At 62.3% G+C, this 16365-nt stretch carries 13 protein-coding genes; 5 read left to right on the plus strand and 8 right to left on the minus strand.

Annotated features, from left to right (window positions below; genetic code table 11):
• The first annotated feature begins 40 nt into the window (after positions 1-40).
• The 4 genes from HBN98_RS25240 (at position 41) to HBN98_RS25255 (ending at position 6935) form a co-directional block, all read left to right on the plus strand.
• Entirely contained in the window at positions 41-2848 is a 2808-nt protein-coding gene (locus HBN98_RS25240; RefSeq protein WP_083368643.1) for a multicopper oxidase domain-containing protein, read from the plus strand.
• Positions 2845-3948, plus strand: coding sequence for an SCO family protein (locus HBN98_RS25245; protein ID WP_083368644.1), 1104 nt, complete (start codon positions 2845-2847; stop codon positions 3946-3948). Before HBN98_RS25240 ends, HBN98_RS25245 begins: the two co-directional genes overlap by 4 nt.
• A 94-nt stretch (positions 3949-4042) precedes the next feature.
• Positions 4043-5536, plus strand: a complete 1494-nt coding sequence (locus tag HBN98_RS25250; RefSeq protein ID WP_083368645.1) for a sensor histidine kinase — start codon at positions 4043-4045, stop codon at positions 5534-5536.
• Positions 5505-6935 carry a sigma-54-dependent transcriptional regulator gene (locus HBN98_RS25255; protein ID WP_064588141.1) on the plus strand — a complete coding sequence of 477 codons (1431 nt, stop codon included), beginning with the start codon at positions 5505-5507 and terminating at the stop codon, positions 6933-6935. The genes HBN98_RS25250 and HBN98_RS25255 overlap by 32 nt, the downstream gene beginning before the upstream one ends.
• Positions 6936-6953: 18 nt before the next feature.
• Here the strand turns inward: HBN98_RS25255 and HBN98_RS25260 are convergent, their stop codons facing one another.
• Positions 6954-7301, minus strand: a complete 348-nt coding sequence (locus HBN98_RS25260; protein ID WP_064588140.1) for a hypothetical protein — start codon at positions 7299-7301, stop codon at positions 6954-6956.
• Between the two features lie 297 nt (positions 7302-7598).
• Between HBN98_RS25260 and HBN98_RS25265 the strand changes: the two genes are divergently transcribed.
• Positions 7599-8396 carry a class I SAM-dependent methyltransferase gene (locus tag HBN98_RS25265; RefSeq protein WP_083368646.1) on the plus strand — a complete coding sequence of 266 codons (798 nt, stop codon included), beginning with the start codon at positions 7599-7601 and terminating at the stop codon, positions 8394-8396.
• Between the two features lie 135 nt (positions 8397-8531).
• On the opposite strand, the gene HBN98_RS25270 is transcribed toward HBN98_RS25265, so the two are convergent.
• From HBN98_RS25270 to HBN98_RS25300, 7 genes are all read right to left on the minus strand, one after another.
• Positions 8532-9224, minus strand: a complete 693-nt coding sequence (locus HBN98_RS25270) for a GNAT family N-acetyltransferase (RefSeq protein WP_083368647.1) — start codon at positions 9222-9224, stop codon at positions 8532-8534.
• A 55-nt stretch (positions 9225-9279) separates the two neighbouring features.
• On the minus strand, positions 9280-10071 hold the full coding sequence (locus tag HBN98_RS25275; RefSeq protein WP_083368648.1) for a carbohydrate deacetylase: 792 nt from the start codon (positions 10069-10071) through the stop codon (positions 9280-9282).
• Positions 10043-11227 (minus strand): GNAT family N-acetyltransferase, encoded by a 1185-nt coding sequence (locus HBN98_RS25280; RefSeq protein ID WP_083368649.1) that lies wholly within the window; start codon positions 11225-11227, stop codon positions 10043-10045. Before HBN98_RS25280 ends, HBN98_RS25275 begins: the two co-directional genes overlap by 29 nt.
• A 4-nt stretch (positions 11228-11231) precedes the next feature.
• A complete protein-coding gene (locus tag HBN98_RS25285) occupies positions 11232-11921 on the minus strand; it encodes a GNAT family N-acetyltransferase (protein WP_083368650.1) in 690 nt (229 codons plus the stop codon).
• A gap of 214 nt (positions 11922-12135) precedes the next feature.
• A complete protein-coding gene (locus tag HBN98_RS25290) occupies positions 12136-14055 on the minus strand; it encodes a hypothetical protein (RefSeq protein ID WP_083368651.1) in 1920 nt (639 codons plus the stop codon).
• Positions 14052-15356, minus strand: a complete 1305-nt coding sequence (locus HBN98_RS25295; protein ID WP_083369425.1) for a lipopolysaccharide biosynthesis protein — start codon at positions 15354-15356, stop codon at positions 14052-14054. Before HBN98_RS25295 ends, HBN98_RS25290 begins: the two co-directional genes overlap by 4 nt.
• Entirely contained in the window at positions 15353-16354 is a 1002-nt protein-coding gene (locus HBN98_RS25300; protein WP_083368652.1) for a polysaccharide deacetylase family protein, read from the minus strand. Before HBN98_RS25300 ends, HBN98_RS25295 begins: the two co-directional genes overlap by 4 nt.
• Between the last annotated feature and the right edge of the window lie 11 nt (positions 16355-16365).

A 16365-nucleotide genomic window follows, 5' to 3' on the forward strand; every position in this document is an offset into this window, starting at 1 on the left:
GCAAAACACCATCACCCCTTCCTTGATGAGGCGGCTGGTGATGGACAGAGCAACGCGTGACCCAAGCAATACCTTCCGGTTGACGCCACTGAGCGTGTTTCTGATGTTGACCCTCGGCACCATGGCCGGCGTTCATGCCAGTCCGATCGATGACGAGCGACAGCCGGAAAACTCCGACCCGTCGGCGTACTACGACGAGCCGGCGGATGAACCGAGCGCACTCAACGCCATCCTGACCATGCCCGAGGCCAACGAAGATTCCTTCGATTTGCCCGACGGGGTCAAAGGCACGCGGGACTCGACCCGCACCGAAAACGTTCTGCCGCCCACCGTGCAGACCAGTTTCAACTACCCCACCAACGGCAAACCCAGCCCGCTCTATGGCGCACAGCCGTTCAGCCAGCAGTTGCTGCTGTTCGAGGAATTCGGCCCGGAAAAACTCGACCCGACCACCCCGGCCGCGCCGTTGCCCTTTCCGCCGGTTGCGATTGGCCCGGCACCCGCGCAGGACCCGAACAACATCGCTCGCAGTGCGCCACCCGGCACGGCGCTCGACGCGTTCTTGCGTCAACCGGGGCTGACGCCGTTTCCCAGTCAGTTCTCAAACGTGGTCGATCGCAACCCGTGGCAGGCGCAGATCGAAGTGTTCCTCAACCGCCACATTGGCTCCTCCGCTGAAGGACGGCCGCCAGGAAAAGGCTGGTCGCACCAGCGCTGGAACGAGTTCTACCCACAAGTCGCCTACAAAACCGTGCAGACCGGCGCGCGCCTCAACGGCGGCCTGCGTGACAGTCGGCAAATGCACGGCTACGCCATGGGCGAGTTCGGCCCCGGCGGTCTGTACCACAACGTCGCCGGTGTACCGGCGACCGATGGCACCGCCAAAGGCGTCGACCCGCGCTTCCACCCGAACATGCCCGTGCAGAACCACAACGCGGTATGGACCTTCGACGGCACGCTGCCGCCGAAACTGTTGATGGTGCGCTACGGCCAACCGGTGATGATGCGCCACTACAACGGCTTGCCGATCGACCCGTCGGCCAACCGCGGTTTCGGCCTGCACACCATCAGCACCCACGAGCATAACGGTCACGCGCCGGCAGAAAGCGATGGCTATGCCAACGCGTTCTTCTTTCCTGGCCAGTACTACGATTACCGCTGGCCGATCCAGCTCGCCGGTTACGACAGCATCAACACCAAGGCCGAAGACCCGCGCGCCGCGTTCCCCTGCGCACCGGGCGAGACCCTGTGGGTCAACGATCTGACCCCGGCGAAGAAGACCTGTAATAACGGCACCATCAAGATCCGGGGCGACTGGCGCGAAACCATGAGCACCCACTGGTTCCACGACCACATGCTCGATTTCACCGCGCAGAATGTCTACAAGGGCAACGCGGCGATGATGAACTACTACAGCGCGCTGGATCGCGGCAACGAGTCGGTCAACGACGGCGTCAACCTGCGCTTCCCCAGCGGCAGCGCCTTGCCGTGGGGCAACCGTGACTACGACGTCAACCTGGTGTTCGCCGACAAAGCGTGGGATCAGGAAGGTCAGTTGTGGTTCAACCCGTTCAACACCGATGGCTTTATTGGCGATCAGGTGCTGGTCAACTGGCAGTGGAAACCGACCCTCGACGTGCGCGCACGCAGCTATCGCTTCCGCATTCTCAACGGCTCGGTGTCGCGCTACTTCAAACTGGCGCTGGTACGGGAAATCAAAGGCAGTGGCGGAGAGTTCCAGGGGCCGAAAAACTCGGGCGTGACCTACAGCCGCGTGCCGTTCCACATGATCGCCAACGACGGCAACATCATGGAACACAGCGTACCGTTCGACGGCAGCATGGACCTCGACGCCGACGGCGATAAACAGAACCACAACGCGATCCTGCCGACCCAAGGCATCGCCGAGCGCTTCGACATCATCGTCAACTTCTCGAAAAACGGCATCAAGCCTGGCGACAAGCTGTTCTTCCTCAACCTGCAGGCGCAGGACGACGGCAAAGGCCCGAAAGAAGTGATCCCGCTGGCGGACGTGCTCTCGGAGAAATACCTGCCGGTGATCAAGCAAACCAGCAAGGGCCCGCAGTGGGACAAGGGCGATCCGGCGGTGGGCAAGGTCTTGCAGCTCAACGTCAAGGCCTACACCGGCCAGGATCTGGCGATGAACCCGGCGGCCTACGAACCGGCCAAACCGGGCAAGGCTGAAGGGCTGGTGATGATCCCGCTGAAAATTCACCGCGACAACGCTGCCGATAAAGCGCTGCTGGCCAAGGCTCGTCACCGCACCTTCACCTTTGGCCGCGCCGACGGCACCGATGAAGCACCGTGGACGGTCAAGACCGATGGTGGTTTTGGCTACCACATGGATCCACGGCGCCTGAACGCCTCGACCCAGCTGTCCAGCGGCCCGACCGATGCCGGTGTCACCGGGTTCGGCACGCTGGAGGTGTGGAACATCAAGGCCGGCGGCAAGGGCTGGAGCCATCCGGTGCACGTGCACTTCGAAGAAGGGATCATCCTCAGTCGCGGCGGCAAGGCACCACCGGAATGGGAGAAATGGGCGCGCAAGGACGTCTACCGGATCGGTTCCGAAGCCGATGGCCTGGACAACGTCGAAATGGCGATCAACTTCCGCGAGTTCGCCGGGACGTACATGGAGCACTGTCACAACACCCAGCATGAAGACAACTCGATGCTGCTGCGTTGGGACCTTGAGAAACCCGGGCAACTGCAGTTGATGCCGACGCCTCTGCCGAGCTGGGACGGTGTGCGCTATGTCAACTCGGCCGCGCTGCCAACCTTCCGCAATGGCGACGGTTACGGCCCGCAAGTGGTGGTCAAGCCATGAACCGCCGCCACGGTGACAGCCAACCCGTGCATACCCCGCGCTCCCGGGCGCTGGGTATGCACCTGGTGCTGGTGCTGGTGGTCTGCGTGCTCGGCAGCCGTGTGCTGCTGGCGCACCAGGCCAGCGTCGACGCAGCAGCAGCGACCAGCGAATCCGCCACCCCGTGGGGTGGCGACTATTTCCCCAACACCGTGCTGACCGATCAGGACGGTCGGCAGGTGCATTTCTTCGATGATCTGATTAAAGACAAGGTGGTGGTGATCAACTTCATCTTCACTTCGTGCAGCGATTCCTGCCCCTTGGAAACCGCGCGCCTGCGCCAAGTGCAAAAACTGCTCGGAGATCGGGTCGGCCAGGACATTTTCTTCTACTCGATCAGCATCGACCCGCTCAGCGACACCCCCGAAGTGCTCAAGGCCTATGCGCAGCGCTTCAAGGTCGGCCCCGGCTGGAAGTTTCTCACTGGCGAATTCGCCGATGTCACCGATTTGCGCAAGAAACTCGGGCTGTTCATTGAAGGCGTCGACAACGGTCGCAGCAAGGATCACAACCTCAGCCTGATCGTCGGCAACCAGACCACCGGGCGCTGGATGAAAGCCTCGCCATTCGAGAATCCGTGGATCCTCGCCGACCAACTGGCCAACACTTTGCAGAACTGGAAACAGCCGAGCATCGAAGAAAGTTACGCCAACGCACCGGACATTCGTCCGCCGAGCAATGGCGAAGAATTGTTCCGCACGCGCTGCGCCTCGTGCCACAGCCTAGGTCCGCAGGATGGCCAGGGCCTAGGCATGCGCAGCATCGGCCCGGACCTGATCGGCGTGACCCGCAACCGCGATCCCAAGTGGCTGAATCGCTGGATCCGCGAACCGGATCGCCTGCTCGCGGAAAAAGACCCGATTGCCTTGCAACTCTATGAACAATTCGAGCGAATCCCGATGCCTAATCTGCGCCTCGACGAACAGTCTGCGCAGTCAATCATCGACTTCCTCAGCGACGAAACCGAGCGCCAGCAACCGTCCGCCAATGCCATGGCCGACGGTGCATTGACGCCAGTAAAACCGGGCGATCCAGCCGCGACGGTGAGTCAGATGCGGTAGCGGCGAAATAGCATCATTGAACCGTGTGTCGCGGTCAGAGCCACCTACACTGATGGCTGTAACTGGCTCGATACAAAACCTCCAGGGCACTCCCATGCAGCGACTGGAAGCACAAAAATCCTCTGCGCCGGACACGCCGGCAGCAATGGGCAAAAGTTGGCGCGAACAGTTCAATCTGCTGCGCTGGTTCTCGCTCGCGAGCTTTTTCATCATCGCCGCCGTGGCAGTGGGGCTGGGGTACATCTCGACGCGCTTTGTCGTCACCGAAAGTGTCGAGCGCGACGCCTTGCTGACCGCACAATTCGTTCAAGCCATCGGCTCGGCGGAAATACGCCACGCCGGCATCACCCCGGCGCGGACCATGGGCGAAATGCTCGATCCGCGTCAGGACGACAACTTTCCAGATGTCGATCCCGTTGCCCATGCAGCGGCCCGCGCCGAGTTTCTTGACCATGTCGAACATCTGCCCGACGTTCTCCTGGCCACGGTGTATGCACTGGACCGCACGGTGATCTGGTCGACCAATCCCGAACTGATCGGGATCAAATTCGAGGATGACGACGAACTCGACGAATCGTTCGAGATGAAAGTCGCGGTGTCCTCCAGTTATCACAAGATTGACGATGAGAAACCCGAGCAGCAGTTACTGCGCGAACCAAAGTATTTGTTCATCGAGAACTACATCCCGATGTTCAACGCCGACAAAAGTAAAGTCGTTGCCATGGTCGAAATCTACAAAGAGCCGGCGGATCTGGTCGACCGCATCGACCGTGGATTCGCCTCGATCTGGGCCGCCACGTGTTTCGGCGGTGCGGCGATTTTTCTGGCGTTGTTCTGGATCGTCCGCCGCGCGGCGAAGCTGCTGCAGAGCCAACAGCAACAGTTGATCAGCAATGAAACCTTTGTCGCCCTCGGCGAAATGTCCTCGGCGGTGGCGCACAGCCTGCGCAATCCGCTGGCGACCATCCGTTCCAGCGCCGAACTGGCCCAGGAAGTCGCCAGCCCCGGCGCGCAACGCAACATCGGCGACATCATCAGCCAGGTTGATCGCATGTCGCGCTGGGTCCGCGAGTTGCTGGTGTCGCTGCGGCCGATGAACGACGACGGCGAGGCGGTGGACCTGGTGATGGCGGTCGAAGACACCGTTGGCGCCTTCGAAGCATTGATCAAACGCTGCAACGTCGAAGTGCGCTTCACACCGCAGAATTGCGCGCTGGTGGTCAGCCAGAAGGTGTTGCTCACACAAATCCTCAATAGCCTGTTTGCCAATGCCCTGGAAGCCATGCCCAAGGGCGGTGTGCTCAGCGTCGAATTCGAATCGCCGCAGCCTGACAGCGTGCGCCTGACCGTGAGTGACACCGGCAAGGGCATGAGCGCGCAGCAGCAACTGTTGGTGTTCAAACCGTTTTTCACCACCAAACAGGGCGGCCTCGGGGTTGGCCTGGCGTTGGTCAAACGCATCATGGAGCGTTTCGAAGGTTCGGTCGTGCTGACCAGCCGCGAGCAGGAAGGAACCCGCGTCAGTCTCAACTTCAAAGTGGCATCGGGAGGGGAATATGGAACACAGCATTCTGCTGGTCGAGGATGACGAACTGCTGGCCGAAAATATTCAGACCTACCTGGAGCGCAAGGACTTCGAGGTGACGGTCTGCCATTCGGCCGAAGACGCGTTGGGGCAACTGGAAACCTTCATGCCCGACATTGTGCTGACTGACAACTCGCTGCCGGGCATGAGTGGTCACGACCTGATCCAGAAGCTGCGCATCAGCGCGCCGGATCTGAAAGTGATCATGATGACCGGCTACGGCAACGTCGAAGATGCCGTAGTGGCGATGAAGGAGGGCGCCTTTCATTACGTCACCAAACCGGTGGCGCTGCCGGAGCTGAAACTGCTGCTCGACAAGGCCCTGGCCACCGAACGTATGGAACGCACGCTGTCGTTCTATCAGGACCGCGAGGCGCAGAAATCCGGGGTGCAGGCGCTGATCGGCGACTCGGCGCCGATGCAGTACCTGAAAAATACCATCGGCCAGTTGCTCGACGCCGAGCGACGCATGGCCAACACCGATCTGCCGCCGGTTTTAGTCGAAGGCGAGACCGGCACCGGCAAGGAACTGGTGGCGCGCGCGCTGCATTTCGACGGGCCACGGAGCAAAGGCCCGTTTATTGAATTCAACTGCGCGTCGATCCCGTCGAACTTGGTCGAGTCAGAGCTGTTCGGGCATGAGAAAGGTGCGTTTACCGATGCCAAGGATCGTCGTGTCGGGCTGGTGGAAGCGGCGGACGGCGGCACGCTGTTTCTCGATGAGATCGGCGAAATGGATCTGCTTTTGCAGGCCAAGCTTTTGAAGCTTCTGGAAGACCGGACGATTCGCCGGGTCGGTTCGGTGAAGGAGCGCAAGGTCAATCTGCGGGTGATCAGTGCGACCAACTGCAACCTTGAGCAGATGGTCCAGCAGGGCAAATTCCGTCGTGATCTGTTTTTCCGTCTGCGAATCATCTCGATCAAAGTGCCGCGGTTGTATGCCCGTGGCGACGATATCTTACTGCTGGCGCGGCACTTTCTCGCCAGCCACGGCAAACGCTATGGCAAACCGAACCTGCATTTCAGTCAGCAGGCCGAAGAGCTGCTGCTCAGTTACACCTGGCCGGGCAATGTGCGCGAGCTGCGCAACATGCTCGAGCAAACCGTGCTGCTGGCACCGAGCGACACGATTGCCGCGCATCAACTCAACGTATGCATGAGCCTGGTCGACGAACCGCCGCTGCATATTCATGAAACCCCGATGCACTACGAACCCCGGCCGGCGAGCAACACCGAATCTATGAACCTGCCGGAAGTCGAACGCGACATGGTGCGCAAGATGCTCGACAAGACCGACTGGAATGTCACCAAGTCCGCGCGCCTGCTGGGCCTGAGCCGCGACATGCTGCGCTACCGCATCGAAAAACTCGGCCTCGCGCGCCCGGACAAACGCCAGTGGTAACCCAGACAGCAGATGTAATCAATGCTGCTGCCGGCTCAGGCACTCCAGCACGCAAGTCGGATCCAGCACCTCGTCATTCACATAGATCCCGCGCTCGGCATCGTAAGTGCGGATAAACACCCGTACCGTCGCATCCGCCACCGTCGGCAATTGCGAGTCGGAGAACTCTTTGCCGCCCGGGATCACCACGAAATCCTGTGGCGCCGTATCCTCGTAAGGCCTCGGCGGCGTGGCCTGCAGTGAATACGGAGCAGGGTGGGCGAAGGGCTGGTTGGGCCCGTAGTAAACAAAATTGCTGTCCAGCGCTTGCGCCTGTGTGGCAGCGAGCAGACAGCCGGTCAACAACAGCCGGTCGAGCATTTGCATGGCGGCACCTGCGAGTGCGGTTTTCCCCAAGGCTATTAACTATAGCGTCTTATAGGGACCACCGAATCTGTGGCGAGGGAGCTTGCTCCCGCTCGGCGGCGCAGCCGTCGTAAGACTGGTTCGCGCGGTGTGACATCAACAACTCGTTTCCTGGGTTTGGGGCCGCTCGCAGCCCAGCGGGAGCAAGCTCCCTCGCCACAATGGATATGGGGTGGCTTACAAGTTTGCAACAACCGCAATTGCCGGGCTGATCTAGACTCGGGGCCGCTCAATCACGAGCCTCGTCCGGAGTGCGCCATGGAAGTGCCCAATAATAAAACCGCTATCGAGAGCAATCGACAGGCGTGGAACGATTCCGCCCGCCATCATCAGGATTCGCCTGACTGGCGGGCGCTGCTCAGCGAAGTCGCGCAGGCGGATTTCTCTTGTCTTGATGAGACCCTGAGCGGGTTGCTGGAGGTTGACGGTAAAGAGGTGATTCAACTGGGCTGCAACAACGGCCGTGAGAGTCTCTCTCTGTTTGCGCTCGGTGCCAGAAGCGTGGTCGGTGTCGATCAATCGGCGGCATTTCTCGAACAGGCCCGCGAGCTGAACCAGCGTTCACCGCACAACGCCGAGTTCATCGAAAGCGATATCCATCATTTGCCGACGTCTTTGCAGAACCGTTTTGATGTGGCGCTGATCACCATCGGCGTCCTCAACTGGATGCCCGACATCGGCGAGTTCTTTCGCCACGTGGCGTTGACCCTGAAGCCGGGCGGCAAACTGGTGATCTACGAAACCCATCCGTTTCTGGAAATGGTCGACCCCGACGCCGAAGACCCGTACCGCCTCGCCAGCTCCTACTTCCGCGCCGAGCCATTCGTGCAGCAAGAGCCGATCGTCTACGTCGGCAAGGTCGAGCAGCAGGCCGCCAAGTCCTACTGGTTCGTGCACACCCTCGGCGCCATCTTCAGCGGTGCCATCGCGGCCGGGCTGAACATCGCGCACTTCAAGGAATACCCGCATTCGAATCGGGAAGAAGTGTATGACCAGTACCTGAATCGCGAGGCGCAGATGCCGTTGTGCTTCACCTTGGTCGCCAGCAAGACCTGAGAGTTCGTTGCCCCGTCTGGCCCCATCGCGAGCAGGCTCACTCCTACAGTTGATCGGTGTCGTACACAAGATCCCTGTGGGAGCGAGCCTGCTCGCGAATGCGGCCTCACTGCCGCCGCAGATCTCAAGGTCGGCTCAAGCCTGCGTCACCGCACTCACCACCGACCGCTCCGGTTTGCGCAGCTGTTCCAGGCGTGAGCCTTCGTAGCGGCTTTCGCGGTAGAAGCGCCAGCGGCCGAACAGGCCGTAGACGTGGGTGATGCGTCCCTGTTCGTGGTAGCCCATGCGCAGGTGCAGTTTCATCGCTGGGATGTTGCGGGTTTCGCAAGTGTCCACGATGGTGTGGCAGCCCTGGGCGGCCATGGCTTCCCAGAGGGCGACTTGCACGTCCACCGACAGGCTGGTGCCGAAATACGGCCGGGCCATTTCGCCGCCGAATTCGAAGAACTCACCGGGTTTGACCGGGAACCAGCAACCGTAATAGTGGCGGTCGTGGTAGTCGCGAATGCTGCCCCAGATGAACGCCACCGCGTGGCCGTCGGCATCGAGGTACATGTGCCCGGTGTGGCCTTCGGCGGCGAGTTCGGCCATGGTCTCGACGCGGTCACCGAAATGTTTGGCGAACGCCCCGGTGTTGTGCGGCGTGATATCGACTTTGCGCAAACCTTCATACGGACGCAGTTTGTGCGGCGGCACCGGCGTCTCCAGATCGCGCTGCATCCACAGCAACTCCCAATGGAAGAACACGTAGCGCTTCCACAGACTGGCGAAGAAATGGCGAAAGCCTTTTTGCCGGATACGATCACGCAGTTTTTCGATGACGTTCATGTTGCCCTCCGTGGCCTGGGCCCGGTGTGGTGGTTGTGGCTGTTGTGGGGATGAATCAATCGAGTGCCGTGGCACCCCGTAAAAAATCCTTGTTCAGATCGGCGTAGGACACCCGTGGCACCCCCGTCAGGCGCTGCTCCAGCACGCGACTCAGGGACTCGTCGGGGTTGAGGTAGGCATCGCCGAAATCGCTCCCGAGCTGATTCGGGTGGGCGACGATTTCCAGCACGCCGTCACTCGGCGCCGGGGCGTTGCGCAGGTCGACTGGCGTACACACGTAGTCCGCCGTGGCCCCGGCCAGGCGTTGCAAACGCCAGTTGAGCAAACCTTTGAATATCCGTTTGGGCAGGCTGAGGTTATGCCCCAGGTTGCGCGCCAAGCGAACCGGCACCCCTTGATGGGCGGCAAACCGCGCGACGATTTCGCCGATCGGCCAGATGTTGTGCACGTGCTGGTGCGAGTCGATGTGGCTCGGCCGCACGCCGTGCTCGACGCAGCGCTGCCACTGCGCCTGCAGCTCTTCGCGCACCGCGTCGCGATCCTCACGCCCAAGCCACAAGCTGTGACGCGGCAAGCTCAGATCAAACACCCCGTGGCCATCGCAGAAGGTGCGACTGCGCAGGATCGCCGCACTCAGCGGCCGGCCGTACGTCAGGTTGAAATGCAGACCGACGCGACCTTGCAGCGAAGCGTGCCGAGCCAGGGCGCAGGCCGCTTCGAACGCCGGCATGTTGGCCATCGCTGTCGCAGAGCTGATGACACCGGCCTGAAACGCCGCGAAGATCACTGCGTTTTCGTTCGGGCTGAGACCGAAGTCGTCAGCGTTGACTATGACTTGGCGAGGCATGTTCGCCCTCCGTGGTGATCGTGACAGGTTGAACGACCGGCGCAGGTCTGGCAGCGCGTCTGGCTCGCCATTGCTGCACCGTCGGTTTCAAGCGATGCCAGAGGCGCAGCCCCAGCCCCAGCAGCAGGCCGCTGGGCCGCCAGGAATAGAAGCTCCAGCGCCAGTGCTCCAGTTGCCCGGTCATGCGTTCGTGCAATTGGTGGCTGGAGTTTTCCAGGCTGACCCGCGAGGCATCGATCCAGCGCCAGTGCTCGTCCAGCCCCCAGCGAATCCATTCCTCCAGCAGCACGCGGCCGCTGCCCAGGTCGGCGTATTGCGGCAGGAACGCGAGGTTGTAGTCGTACAGTCGGCCGTGTTCGAGCAGGCCGAGGCGATAGCTGATGCAGCGCCCGTTGAGTTCCAGGGTGACCACGCGCACAAGGCCTTGGGCGGCGAGGGCGGTGAAGGCATTTTCGATGCATTGCCGGCTGCGTTCGCTGGCAAAAATCCCCACGCCTTCGCCACCTTTCCAGCTCACCGCTTCGACGTCGCCGAGCACCTTCAGCAACGGCGGCATGCTCAATGCGTCGGGGGTGATGCGCCGCACTTCGGCGCCACACGCGGCGATCCGTTTGCGTGCGCGGCGCAGCTTGTAGCGCGGGTCGCCGGAGACTTCCTGATGATCGGCCTCGCTGATCAGGTGCACCGGCACCCGACAGCTCAGGCGTCGCTCGCCAGTGGAACTGGCGGCCATCCATGGGGTGAGGGCGCTTTCTTCCCCGGCCGGTTCGGACAATTCGTTGAGTTGCAGCAGCGCGTGGGGCAGCCGTTGGCGGATCAGCCGCAAGGCCTGGCGCATGCCTTGGTCATCGAGCAGCGACAGCAACGCCAGACGATCGGCCAGTGGATAGCCCAGATGATGCAGGACCCGGAACGGCACCCCGGCAAAGCGCTCACGACCGGCCACCAGCGGCAGGCACAGGCGCAATTCGTCGGCTTCCCAACCCAGCAGAACGTGCAACCGTTGACCCTCGCCCAGGGTCAACTGCGCGGCACGCAACCAGCCGAGGTGGTTGAACGGTGTGGAGTCTGTCACCCGCAGACGCAGCGCTTCATAGGCGGCTGCCGGGAAGTCGGCGGCGCACAGCGAGGTGCGCCATTCGAATCGCGCCGTCATGGGCTCAGGCCGCCGTTGCTTGGACAGGTGGACGGGACGGTTTGCGAAGCGCATCGAGCCGCGAGCCGCTGTAGCGGGTTTCGCGGTAGAAGTGCCAGCGACCGAACAGGGTGTAGACGTTCATGATCCGGCCTTGCTCGGTGTAGCCCATGCGCAGGTGCAGTTTGAGCGCCGGGATGTTGTGGAACTCGCAGACGTCCACCACCTTGTCGCAGCCCTGTTCCGCCATGGCTTTCCACAGCTGCAGTTGCAGATCTACCGAGAGTTCGGTGCCCCAGTAGGCACGGGTCAGTTCACCGCCGAATTCGAAGAACTCGCCGGGTTTCACCGGGAACAGGCAGCCGTAGTAATGCCGGTCGAAATAATCCCGCGCACAGCCCCAGATGAACGCCACGGCATCGCCCTGATCGTCCAGGTGCATGTGCCCGGTGTGGCCTTCGTTGGCCAGCTCGGCCATGGTCCCGACGCGGTCGCCGAAGTAGCGGGCGAAGGCGCTGGCGTTGTCGGCGGTGATCTTCACCACCCGCAGCGGCGCATAGGGTTTGAGGCTGTGCGGCGGCACCGGGCTGACCAGATCGCGCTCCATCCACAGCAGTTCCTGATGGAAAAACACGTAATGTTTCCACGCTTTGCCGAGGGTGGCGCGCATGCCTTTTTGTTTGATGTGCTGGCTGAGTTTGCTGACGATACCCATGTTCTGTACTCCGGCGTTCCGGCAGGGCGAACGACTGTGGCGAGGGGCTCTGTGGCGAGGGGATTTATCCCCGATGGGCTGCGAAGCGGCCCCGCATTTACAGGCTAAAAGCGACGACTGCTGCGCAGCCGATCGGGGATAAATCCCCTCGCCACAAAAACTCCCTACCCACAAATCTTTGTTCGCTTACCTTTTCTAATATTCGGAATTGGCTTCATGACGCGCTCCAGCTCAGGGCGAACAGGGTTTCCCCCGGCAACTCGAAGCTGACGCGTCCGTCGCGGCAGGCAAAGGGCGCGTCGCGGCTGCGGTTGTCCGCGCCGAAGTAACGCAAGGCGCCATTGTTCAGCGGGCACTTGGCGCCGCTCAGGTCGACACGCTGCAAGCGCGTGCCTTTGTTCACGCCGAGCAGCCCGCGCTGGTCGTCACCGGCCATCGCCAGCACATCGACTTCAAAGCCATCGTTCTCCAGCCACAGCACTTGATGCAGCCAGTGCCGGGCGATGAACTGCTGGGCGAAGCCGACCGGTTTCAGTTCGAAGCGATCATCGCCCAACACCCGCAGCATGCCCTTGGGGTACTGCGGCTCGTCGGCGGCCTGAAACCAGTTGAGCATGCTCAGCAAGCCGTCCTGCGACGCGTTGATCACCACCGACGCCCACCACAGCGAGGCGTAGTGGGTTTCTTGATCGTAAGGACTGAGGCTGGAGCCGCTGGACAGGTTCGTCTGGTCCAGCAGCAAGGCTTTGCGCGGGTGGCCCTGGGCGTCGAGGCCCACCAGTTCCGCGGCGCGGCGCACGCTGTCGCGGTAGATGCGGGTGGCGAGCAGGTCGCGGATCATCCATTCGTGCCATGCCAGCGCATCCACCTGATCGGCGGATTCGCTCAGCAAACGTCGCGCCCAATCGATGCCGCGCTTGTCTGCCGCGTTGTCGGCGAACGGCCCGTTGACCAGCCGCGAACTGGCCGGCATGGCGATGCGCACCCCGGCCTTGGCGTTCGCCGGATCGCTGCGCACCTGCCGGGCCATGCTGGTGAAAATTGCCCGGTATTGCTCGAAGCTCGAATAGTTGAGGTTCGGCTCGTCGGCAAAACCGATGTAGTGCGTGCCTTTACCGCCTAGCGCGCGGGTGCCGGCCAGCCAGGCATCGAGGCCGCTGTTGCTTTGCACGTCGGCGCGCAAGTCAGCCTGGCGCTGACTGCCGGCAAGCAGGGTGATGTCCTGGCGGATGCCGAAGCGATCCTGATAGACCTGGCGGAACGCGTCTTCGAAATGCGGATTCTTCGCCGTGACATCGACAAAGCTGTAGTAACTGCCGGCGGTGGGTTTCAGTGCATCCAGTGCGGCATGGCTGGCGGCGGGCGGCAGCACGTAGGGCAGGGCGATGCCCAGATCCGGCGTGCGTCCGAGGACTTTCTCGTGCAGGGTCAGGTGGATCTGGCCGGTCTCTTCGCGCACCGGTTGGAGTTGCTGCGCCGTCTGCGCAAACCGGTTGGCCGTGCCGTCGAGCCAGAACGCCGCTTTGCCGCTGCCTTGCAGGCGCAGGCGCCAGACTTGCTCGCGCGCGCTGACCGGCAGCGCCACTTGATCGAACTGCCAATAGGCGCGATAGGGTTTGAGCGCCAGCGTCAGTGATTGGTCATCGCCCACCCGCTGCGCCTGCAAGGCGTTGACCCCACCATGGAACTTGCCGGCGAGCACCGCGTGTTCCCCCGGCGCGACTTTGAAATACAGCTCGTCGCCGTTCTGCGTCTGCGCGCTGAAGTGCACCTTGGCCGGTTCGAACTGCGCTACGGTGTGCTCGTCATGTTCGACCCGGTAATTACGGAAGCTGTAGCCGGGGATTTCCAGGCGATAACTGGCGGCGCCCGGCAGCAACGGCCAGCTCTGGGTGCCACGGGTTTCGCTGGCCTTGATCAGGCGTTCGCCGTGCAATTTACCCTGGCCGTCGAGCAGGTACAGGTGCTCTTCGTTGGCGTCGGCCTGCCAGGCCGGGGTCCAGCGCACGGTCACGGTGTCGGGGCGATCGGTCTGCAGGTACAGGCTGCCGTCACGAATTTCGCCCCAACGCATCGACGCGGCAAAGGCGTCCAGCGACAGGCCGAGACCGAGCAGCAGGGCCAGGGCTTTCATACGGCCTTCCGGTGCAACATCTGCCACATCGGCGCGACGTCGCTGGGCAGGATGATCAGGGTTTGCCAGAACGGCACGCCACTCAAACGGCAGTACAACACCAGCATCGCCACGGTCACCGCCAGATAGGCAATCGACGATGCCGCCGCCGCGCCGACGATGCCGTAGGCCGGGATCATGATCAGGTTCAGCGCCAGATTGAGCAGGGCGCCCAGGCCCATCAGCAGTGACACCGTGCCGGGACGGTTTTTACCCAGCAGGTCCAGACGCAGGATGCTCGCATAGCACAACCCGAGCAGCCCCGGCAGCAACGCCAGCAGTGCCGGATACGCCGGTTGGTAGGCCATGCCGAACAGGGTGACGATCAGCCAGTTGCCGATCACCGCCATGCACAGGCACGCGCCGAGCATCACCGTGGCGGTCAGGCGCAGGGCCAGCGGGGTGACCTTGTCCATGCCTTCGTCCTGTTGCAGCAGGCGCTTCATCAGCGGCGTGGTCACTGCTTCCGGAACGATCAGCAGCAGTTCGGCAGCGGCGCTGGCCATCGCGTAATGACCCAGCGAGGTGCTGCCGAGCAGGGCGCCGATGAACAGGTAATCCGAACGCAGAATCACCTGCTGAAACAGTAAGTCCGGATGGCTGCGCGCGCTGTAGCGCAGCAGTTCGTTCTGGCTGGCGCGATCCCATTGCAGCTGCAACGGTTGCGCGCGTTTGAGCCAGACCCAACCGGCCAGCACCACCAGGCTGATCCCGGCCAGCCAACTGATCAGCGCGGCTTCCAGCGCCGCGCTTTTCCACATCCAGAACAGTGCGAGAAACAGCAGCAACGGCGCCAGCGATTCCACCAGACGCAAGGCGTTGAACGCGACCACGCCACCGGATGCGTTGTGCAACGTCAGCAGGCCGCTTTTCAGAACAGTCAGCGGCACCGCCAGCAGCAACAGCCAGGCGAGCAGACCGAGTTGCATCGTCACATCCAGTTCACTGCCAAACTCACGCGCCAGCGCCACCACCAACAGGGTCAGCAAAGCGGCAAGCAGACATCCGAACACCAGCACCTGACTCAGCAGCAGGCCCATCGGCCGTTGCTTGGCCGCCTGATAGCCGACGGCCGAGTTCAGCCCGCCACTGGTGGCGGCGCTGATCAAGTCCGGCAAGGTGCTGAGCACGGCAAACAGCCCGCGTTCACTGGGCCCGAGGATCCGCGCCAGCAGCACGTTGCGCAGCAGACGCAGGGCGATCATCGCCAGTTTGGTGCCCATGCTCAGCGCCAGATGCTTGAGGTAGTGGCTGCGACTCATGGCCGGTTGCCGCGAAAGATGCGCCACGACAGCAATTCCGGATTGCGTGCGGTGCGCTGGCTGACGCCAAAACGTGGCAAGTTCAGCGGATCGCCTTCGCCGCGATAGATGCCGGTGCCGGTGCCCAGGGCAAACGCGTAGTCGTGCGCGGCAATCTGCTTGCGCACGCGTTCGTCGTTGTTGCCGTTGGGGTAGCAATAAACCGGCAGGGGCCGGTTGCAGCCGTTGTTCAAGGCGTCACGGCTGCGGCTGATTTCTTCGTTCAGGCGCACGTCGTCCAGTTCGGTGAGGATCGCGTGGCTGGCGCCGTGCGGGCCGAAACGCACCAGCCCCGAGGCCTCCAGCGCGCGCACTTGATGCCAGTCCAGTGCTTGCGGCAATGACTCCGGCGGACATTCGTCGGTCAGGCGTTCGAGCATCTGCGGTTCGACGGTCTTCAGGCTTTGCAGGTAATGCAGCAGCGACAGGCTGCGTCGATCGACGTCGATGTCATCGACCAGCACCGGCAACGGATGCCCGATGGAGTGCAGGCACTCGATCAGGTGCATGCGCGCCTTTTCGCCGTGGCTGCCCCACAGGGTTTCACCGAGGCTTTCCCACCAGAAGCGCTGGCGGCTGCCGATGAAATCGGTGGAGAGAAAGATGCTCGCCGGCACCTGATGCTTTTGCAGCAGCGGGAAGGCGTTGACCGCGTTGTCGCGCCAGCCGTCGTCGAAGGTCAGCGCTACCCGTGGGCGTTCGCTGCGCAGAGCGTTCGGCGCGAGGATGTCCATCAGCGGCACGCAATCGAAATGCCGGCGCAGCCACACCAACAGGTGCTCGAAGGCTTTCGGCCCGACGCACAGCTCATTGCGGTGCGGCAGGTCGGCGGCGCGGTCGTTGGACAACACCCGGTGCAACATCAGGATCACCCCGGCGCCGTGCAATTGGTTTCGTCCGACGGGCGAATTGAGGTAAAGCCAGCCACTGGTGCGTTTTATTAATTGTTTGATCGCCATGGCTTGAGTCC

This window comes from Pseudomonas koreensis, from assembly GCF_012986595.1.
GTDB lineage: Bacteria > Pseudomonadota > Gammaproteobacteria > Pseudomonadales > Pseudomonadaceae > Aquipseudomonas > Aquipseudomonas koreensis.